Source organism: Micromonospora sp. NPDC005163, assembly GCF_053599835.1.
Genome location: NZ_JBSFYP010000053.1, coordinates 40305 through 46524 on the forward strand (window position 1 = coordinate 40305; position 6220 = coordinate 46524).

Below are 6220 nucleotides of genomic sequence, written 5' to 3' on the forward strand. Positions count from 1 at the left end.
CCTACCGCGATGCCCGCGAGCGCGCCTGCGACTGCCGCTGCCCGATGCACCATGGCCAACCGCGCTCGATCTACAACGACCCCGACTGCCACTGCCTGGCCGCCTGGCCAGCCAGCCCCTGCCCCTGCTCGCCGGACAGATCAACGGCGCCGTGTTCCTCGAATTCGCCGACGCCCTCCGGTACGTGCCCAGCTTGCAGCCCGGGCACTGGGACTGGCGCTACCCCACCCGCGTCGACATGGGCTACCCGCTGTTCCCGGCCAGCACCCTGATCGCCGACCTCCTCCGCGAGACCCACGCCGATCTACTCCCCCTTGTCTACCGCCGCTAGAACGCGCGTCGCGGCTTCCAGCCGCACACCCGCACGCAGACCGACCCCTTCTGGCTATCCCGAGAGGTCATCACCATGACAAAGCTCATCATGGGCGTCGTCACCGTCGTCGTCATCGCCTGCTTCGGCCTGCCCCTCCTGCTGCTGTCCTCCGTCACCGGCGGCGGCCCCGGCGGATGCGCCATCGCCGCCCCGTCCGCCCTACGCCCCTCCGGGCAGCCGCCTGGCCCCGACCGATGGGACACCGAGCAACTCGACATCGCCGCCGCGATCGTCGACGTCGGGGTCACCAAAGGCGTACCCCGCTGGGGCTGGACGGTCGCCGTCGCCACCGCCATGCAGGAATCCGGCCTGCGCAACCTGCCCTTCCTCGGCGACCGCAACGACCACGACTCCATCGGCGTCTTCCAGCAACGCCCCAGCCAAGGCTGGGGCACCATCGCGCAACTGTCCGAGCCCGCTTACCAGGCCGGCAAGTTCTTCGACAGGCTCCAGACCGTGCCTGGCTGGCAGACGATGCCGCTCACTCAGGCCGCGCAAGCCGTCCAGGTGTCGGCATTCCCCGACGCCTACGCCAGGTGGACCGACGACGCCCTGCACCTCGTGGAGCAGCTGACCAGCACACTCGTCGACTGCGCCACCGACGCCCTCGACGCGCTCCCCGCCGGGTTCGCGCTACCCGCCAACACCCCACCCGCCGTAGCGACCGCCATCGTCTGGGCCGTGAGCCAACTCGGCACGCCGTACCACTTCGGCGGCTCCTGCACCGACCCGCACTCCGGTGACCCCGCCAACCAATGCGACTGCTCCTCGCTTATGCAATCCGCGTACCGGGCCGCCGGCATCTTTATCCCGCGCGTCACCACCGACCAGGTAAACGCCGGCAAGCCGGTGGCCGACCCGGCGCTCCTGCTACCCGGCGACCTCGTCTTCATCCCCGGCAGCCAAGGGACTATGGCCAACCCCCGCCACGTCGGCATGTATCTCGGTCAGGGATTGATCACCGAGGCGCCAAGAACCGGCGACGTGGTCAAGGTCTCGCGACTGAGCAACTGGTTAGGCCAGATCGCCGCCATCAGGCGGGTTGTGCTGTAACAGCCTCGGATACCACCTCGATCCCGCTTGATGCTCCATCACTGCCGACCTTGGTGAGCGGATCGCGGCAGATCCGTGCATCTGTCACGGCCGGGGATGAGGCCGCAGAGACCGCTCCGGCGGACCGGACACAACCGGCGCCGATGTACCTCCCGCGTGTGGACCGCGTTCACCTTGCCCGCATCCTGCACCGGCCCGACAGCACCGGGCCCCAGTAGTGCGAGTCGGCGAATAGCCAACCCTCGTCGGCGGCGCCTCGGCGGGCGCGGGCTCGCCCGCGAAGTACGCCGCCAGCTCCGCGTCGCATTCCCGGCGAGCCAGCGCTGGGTGGCGCGCAGCGCCTCGGGGGGCGGCACCCGGCCGCACGTTCCGGCACGCCTAAGAGCAGCTGACAGCGCTGCATGAACGGTCCCGGCAGGTCGGCGACCGGCCATAGGGTGCCGATCACGCATCCTGCGTCGGCTCGCAGGAAGCCTGCGGGCAGGCCGACCGTCTCGTCTGGCATTCTCGATATCCGCCGCTTGCCACCGGATCTGATGGCACCCTGAACGCGGGGGTGCGGTCGCGAGCCCGGGAGAGGCGGCATCGGGATCACGGTGAACGGCTTCTGATGCGTACCGCGTTGATCGTGTTGGCCGCGCTGGCGGCGGCCGTGGTCGTGGACCTGGTCTCCGGCGTGCTGGTTCGCCGGGTTGCCCGTGGCCGCTACAAGTGGCTGCTGGAGCCGCTGCGGCTCGCCTGCCGCCGCCCGGCAGCCACGGTCCTGCTGATCGGGGCGCTGTACTACGCGCTGCCGCCCGGACTGGCCGGGTGGCAGCGTTATCTGCGGCACGCCATCCTGCTGGTCCTGATCGCCGTCGGTGCGTGGCTGGTGGTCAGGGCATTGCACGTCGCCGAAGCGGTCGCGTTCAGCCGACTGCCGAGTGATTTGGCCACGAGCCGGCGGGTCCGGCGGGCCCGGACCCAGATCCGTCCGGTGCGGCGGCTCACGGTGGCCGTTGTCACGGTCCTCGCGATCGGCCTGATCCTGATCACCTTCCGGCCGGTACGCCTCTTCGGCATCTCCATTCTGACCTCAGCCGGGGTGGTTGGCGCGGTGATCGGCCTCTCGGCCCGAACCGCGCTCGGTAACGCGTTCGCCGGCATCCAGGTCGCCTTCGCCGACGGGCTGCACGTCGGCGACGTGCTGGTGGTGGACGGCGAATGGGGCCGGGTCGAGGAGGTGAAGCTGACCAACGTGGTGATCCGGCTCTGGGACGAGCGGATACTCATCCTGCCGACCACGTACTTCACCGAGCGGCCGTTCCAGAACTGGACCCGGGACGAGTCGCGGGTGATCGGCAAGATCCAGATCCATGTCGACCACACCGCGGACCTGGACGACATGCGCCGGGAGGCACGCCGACTGGTCGAGTCCTCACCGCTGTGGGATCGAGGCCAGTGGGTGCTCCAGATGGTCGACGCCACCCCACAGACCGTGGTCATCCAGGTGCAGGCCTCGGCCGCGGACGGCGCCAGCGCCTGGGACCTGCGCTGCGACCTGCGCGAGGGACTGATCCGCTACCTGCGCGACCAGCACCCCCAGTGGCTGCCCCGCACCCGCAGCCAGTACCAGCCCTGACCAGCGGGTCCGGCGTGGTCGCCCGGGCGCGGATGAATGAGTCGGCGCCTACCGGGGACTAGCTGGACCAGGCGACAGGGACGGGGGCGGCGATGAGCGTCGACCGGGACTGCACCGAGGTGGGGGACGACTTCGTCCGGGTCACCCGTACCGTCAACGCTCCCACCGGTCAGGTCTTCGAATACGTCATCGATGTCGACCTGAGCCACATCTTCCCCAGAACCGGACACTCGCCGGCAATCGTGCGCCAGCAGCATCACCACCGACTGGAACACCCCAGGCCTGCGCCGGACGAACGCCTCGGACGACGGCTCGACCAACGAGGAAGAACTGCTCACGGTGGAGCCGCCGAACTCGTTCTCGTACCGGATCGACACCTTCAGCTCGCCGCGGCTGCGCGGAATGGTCGACAGCATCAAGGGTCCTCGTACTTCAGCGACCACGAGGACGGCACCACGAGCATCGAGTGGACGTACGCCCTGAACCGGGTGGACGAACCGGCCCGGACGCTCATCAAGGAGGACCTGCTGCCGCTCTACACCGAGCGGCTGAAGCCGGCGATGAGCATCCTGAAGGACGACCTCAAGTGTTGACGACGGCGCCACGGACCGGCGCCACGCCCGGGGGAGGGGCCGAGCCGGCTCCGGGAGTGTGGTGACCGGGCGCGGGTCCGTCGTCGTGGGTGTCGTGGCCGCCCCCGGGGCCGCGGCCGACCTGGCGCGGGAGGCCGCCACAGAGCTCGCCGACCGGCTCCGCAACCGGGTCCCGGAGGTCGACTGGGCGGTACGCCTCCAAGTGGCGCGGCTCGTCGAAGGGCCGGCCGACCTCGGCCAGCTCATCGAGGCAGCCCGGCGCCGGATGCTGGCCGAGGGCTGGAGTCTGGTCCTCTGCGTGACGGACCTGCCGCTGCAGACCGCGCGGCGGCCCGTCGTCGCGCACGCCAGCACCACCCACGGCGTCGCGGTCCTTTCCATGCCCGCGCTCGGCCCCGTCGCCGTGGCCCGGCGGATGGCCGAGGCCGGGGACCGGCTCCTCGCGGCACTGCTCGGCGATACCGACGCGGTCGGCGACCCGGTACGGGCCGGCCCGCGCCGCCCGCGCCTGGCCACCGGACGGCGGGCCCGGGAACTCGGCGCGCGCGTGAACCACCAGGCGTCCGGCATCGGCCTGCTGGCCGGGGTGATCGGCGGCAACCTGCGGCTGCTGCTCGGCATGCTCCGGGCGAACCGGCCGTGGCGGCTGGCCGTCCGGCTCTCCCGGCTGCTGGTCGGCGCCTTCGCGACCGCCGTCCTCGCCCTGGTGAGCGCCATTATTTGGCAGCTGTCGGCGGCCTTGGGCAACCTGCGGCTCGCCCTGCTCGCGGCCGGCTCCGTCCTGGCGGTGGTGCTGACCATGGTGCTCGGCGCGCGCCTCTGGGAGCGGGTTCCACGCGACCCGGGCGCCCGGGAGCAGGTCGTCCTCTTCAACGTGGTCACCGTGCTCACCGTGGTGATCGGCGTCCTCGCGCTGTACGTGGCGCTCGCCGCGCTGACCATCATCGGGGCGATCGCCCTTGTCCCCTGGGACCTGCTCGCTGAATCCACCGGCCGACCGGCCGGCGTCGCCCACCAGGTCAAGCTAGGCTGGCTGGCCAGCTCGCTGGCGACGGTCGGCGGCGCGCTCGGCGCCGGACTAGAGTCCGACTCGGCGGTACGGGAGGCGGCGTACCGCTATCAGCCCGACGCGGAGCTGACCGACGAGCAGGGTGGGCCGGACCCGACCGGCGGGGCCGGACCGGGACCGAGCGGCGAGTCCGGGTCACCGCGCAGAGACAGATCTGAGCCGGAGCGGAACCACGAGGCCGGCTGACGGCCCTGGTCAGCGTCGTGATCAGGACCCGGTCGCGGCGTTGCCCTCAGCAGCGCGGATCGCCAGCAGGGCGATGTCGTCGGTGGGCTGGTACGCGGTGAGGCTGGCCATCACGGTGGCGCAGACCACCGCAGGCCGGGACAGGGCGTGGGTGCGCGCCCAACGGAGTGACAAACCGCGACGCACGCCGACGGGCGGTGGCGAACGACGGCGGACTTCGACCGGGCCGTTCGCGGCCCAGCGAACCGCCGCTGACCTGCTGCGGACGGTCGCCGAGCGGGAGCCGTGGATCCCGGCGCCGTGGCGCCGCTGCCCGCGGTCGACCCGGAGCTGCTGAACCTCGCCGGCCCCCGGTGTTGGGGCCGGCCTCCTACGTGCTGCGGCCGCTGGCCGACGGCGTCTTGGAGCTGGCCCCGCTGTCCGGAGGCGGGCGCGGCACCCGGCTAAGCCCCACCACGACGGCCGTTGGGAGGGTCTCTGCGGCAATTTCGCCGGCGAGCGACTGCGGGTCGAGCGCGACGCAGCAGGCGCGGTGAGCCACCTCGACCTCGGCACCTTCGTCTTCACTCGGCAGCCGTACGACTCGGCGGCGCCGGTGCCCGGCGGTATCGACCGGGCGCCGCCCTCCGGATCAGGGTGCGCGGAGCGTCTGACGCCAGGCAACATGTACTCGTGTCTCCCGACCAACTTGCCGGCTGCTTCGTCGTGGAGATCGGCCTCCGCCAGGCGTGGCTTTTCCTCGGCTTCTGTGACAACCGATCGACGCCGCCGTACGAAAGCCGCCTTTACCTGGACACCGGCTGGTGTATCGAGGCAGGTTTTCGTGTTCGGGGCACCGCTGACGACGGGGTCACGTGGCTAACCGCTGGGTTCACCCTCAACGGCGCCACGATCGCAGAGGCCCATGTCGCGGACGACGGCACGCTGCTCTTGGCAACGACCGATCAACGGTCACTCATCGCGGCGGGGCAGCCGGATGCCACTCCGGTCGGCGAACCGTGGTGGCTCTCCGGCTCGCCCTCCAGGTAGCCATGCCGCCGCATTACTTTCGGCGTGCACAGGGCCTGGGCCGATGTCTACGCCGGGTGACGAGAGCCTGCCTCCCAGGGCGCCCGGTCGGCGGCATGAGTAGCCCTGTGTCAAGCGGCGGAGGCGAGAAGGGCCTGCAGAGCTCGGTGGCGGGTGGGGTCGTAGGCGACGCCGTCTTGCCAGCAGCGCCAGATCACGTGCAGCCAGGCGCGGGCGAGGATTCGCGTGGCGTGGGGGTGGTCGTGGCCCCGAGCCCGGGCCCGCCGGTAGAGGTCGGCGGCCCAGGGGTTGGCGTG

The 6220-nt window shown here is 71.2% G+C and carries 7 protein-coding genes and 2 pseudogenes; 7 read left to right on the forward strand and 2 right to left on the reverse strand.

All coding sequences use genetic code 11. The features are described from left to right. The first annotated feature begins 151 nt into the window (after positions 1 to 151). From ACWD6N_RS28200 to ACWD6N_RS28220, 5 genes are all read left to right on the forward strand, one after another. The gene (locus tag ACWD6N_RS28200; RefSeq protein ID WP_387329885.1) at positions 152 to 331 is read left to right on the forward strand and encodes a hypothetical protein; all 180 of its coding nucleotides are present in this window, start codon (positions 152 to 154) and stop codon (positions 329 to 331) included. Positions 332 to 406: 75 nt separating this feature from the next. Continuing rightward, positions 407 to 1426 (forward strand): C40 family peptidase, encoded by a 1020-nt coding sequence (locus tag ACWD6N_RS28205; protein WP_354968239.1) that lies wholly within the window; start codon positions 407 to 409, stop codon positions 1424 to 1426. A 610-nt stretch (positions 1427 to 2036) separates the two neighbouring features. Further along, positions 2037 to 3047 (forward strand): mechanosensitive ion channel family protein, encoded by a 1011-nt coding sequence (locus ACWD6N_RS28210; protein ID WP_387329882.1) that lies wholly within the window; start codon positions 2037 to 2039, stop codon positions 3045 to 3047. A gap of 92 nt (positions 3048 to 3139) precedes the next feature. Beyond that, positions 3140 to 3640: a hypothetical protein gene (locus tag ACWD6N_RS28215; RefSeq protein ID WP_387329879.1), complete on the forward strand. Its 501-nt coding sequence runs from the start codon at positions 3140 to 3142 to the stop codon at positions 3638 to 3640. 61 nt (positions 3641 to 3701) lie between these two features. Then, positions 3702 to 4895 carry a hypothetical protein gene (locus ACWD6N_RS28220; RefSeq protein ID WP_450005308.1) on the forward strand — a complete coding sequence of 398 codons (1194 nt, stop codon included), beginning with the start codon at positions 3702 to 3704 and terminating at the stop codon, positions 4893 to 4895. 21 nt (positions 4896 to 4916) lie between these two features. On the opposite strand, the gene ACWD6N_RS28225 is transcribed toward ACWD6N_RS28220, so the two are convergent. Beyond that, the gene (locus ACWD6N_RS28225) at positions 4917 to 5081 is read right to left on the reverse strand and encodes a hypothetical protein (RefSeq protein WP_450005309.1); all 165 of its coding nucleotides are present in this window, start codon (positions 5079 to 5081) and stop codon (positions 4917 to 4919) included. 202 nt (positions 5082 to 5283) lie between these two features. Here ACWD6N_RS28225 and ACWD6N_RS28230 point away from each other — a divergent pair. Together ACWD6N_RS28230 and ACWD6N_RS28235 are read left to right on the forward strand one after the other, a co-directional pair. Next, positions 5284 to 5454: pseudogene (locus ACWD6N_RS28230) on the forward strand (DUF7586 domain-containing protein); the annotation flags it as partial. A gap of 113 nt (positions 5455 to 5567) precedes the next feature. Next, entirely contained in the window at positions 5568 to 5924 is a 357-nt protein-coding gene (locus tag ACWD6N_RS28235; protein WP_354968235.1) for a hypothetical protein, read from the forward strand. A gap of 110 nt (positions 5925 to 6034) precedes the next feature. Here the strand turns inward: ACWD6N_RS28235 and ACWD6N_RS28240 are convergent. Beyond that, positions 6035 to 6220, reverse strand: a pseudogene (locus ACWD6N_RS28240) (IS110 family transposase); the annotation flags it as partial.

Coding starts and splice junctions, on each gene's coding strand:
- ACWD6N_RS28205 (WP_354968239.1), top strand. CDS start 407: ATGACAAAGCTCATCATGGGCGTCGTCACCGTCGTCGTCATCGCCTGC.
- ACWD6N_RS28210 (WP_387329882.1), top strand. CDS start 2,037: ATGCGTACCGCGTTGATCGTGTTGGCCGCGCTGGCGGCGGCCGTGGTC.
- ACWD6N_RS28215 (WP_387329879.1), top strand. CDS start 3,140: ATGAGCGTCGACCGGGACTGCACCGAGGTGGGGGACGACTTCGTCCGG.